The organism is Bacillus sp. LR--39 (assembly GCF_053613335.1).
In genome coordinates, this window is sequence record NZ_JBSIOT010000513.1 from 1 (window position 1) to 904 (window position 904).

Below are 904 nucleotides of genomic sequence, written 5' to 3' on the forward strand. Positions count from 1 at the left end.
AGCCGTTCAGGAACCGGCCTCATGCTGACAACCATCTGTCCGTGAAACGCCCCCGCCGGAACACAATCGATATTCGTTTTATACATTGAGACGTTTGTCCCCTCATCAATATGCCGGACAGCTATCCCATTATTGATCAGTGCCTGTTCAAAGGAGAAACTGCATCCGATCAGAAAGCCGACAAAATCGTCCTCCCAGTATGGCGTAATATCAGATACTTCTTCCGTTAAGATACCGTGCCTGTAAATACGGTATTTCGGAAAATCCGTTCTGATATCAGCATCAGGCGCAGCCAGAGACGGCACAGGCGAACCTGCTTCAGTCACATCCAGCACGGGGCAGGGCTTTTGATTTCGCTGGCAAAACAGCAGAAAATCAAACGCAAGGTCCTTTTTCAAAACCACAAGATTCGCTTGGGCGTAGCCGCCGGACATGCCTGCGGTCGGCCCGTTTATTTTCCCCTCTCGTATCAGGGCGCGTACATCCTTTGGCGCCATTTTGTTTAATTGCTCCACTTATATCAGCTCCACAATTGAGGAAGTTGTGTACATAACGTGTAGATTCCCATAACTGCCATTACAATCACTACAAGCGCGCCTGTGCTTGTCAGCCAAAGCGGATGCTTATAATCACCGACAATGTTTTTCTTGTAGGCGGCAACAAGCAGCGTTCCGAGCGCAATCGGCAGAATTAAGCCGTTCAGTGAACCGACAAGTACGAGGATCTTCGCAGGCTGGCCGATTGTGACAAAAGCTAACGTAGAAACCACAATAAATCCGATAATAATACCGCGTGAATTCTTTTCAATTTTTGGAGAAAAGGTTTTAAAAAATGAAACAGATGTATAGGCTGCTCCAATAACAGACGTAATCGCCGCAGACCACATGATCAATCCGAAAATTTT

Annotated in this window: 1 protein-coding gene and 1 pseudogene; both read right to left on the minus strand. The window is 47.0% G+C overall.

Annotated elements, in window-relative coordinates:
- Positions 1–497, minus strand: a 497-nt coding sequence (locus ACWHAR_RS24555; protein ID WP_452088117.1) for a D-glutamate cyclase family protein, incomplete at its 3' end; no start/stop codon positions are given.
- 23 nt (positions 498–520) lie between these two features.
- A pseudogene (locus ACWHAR_RS24560) lies at positions 521–904 on the minus strand (hypothetical protein); the annotation flags it as partial.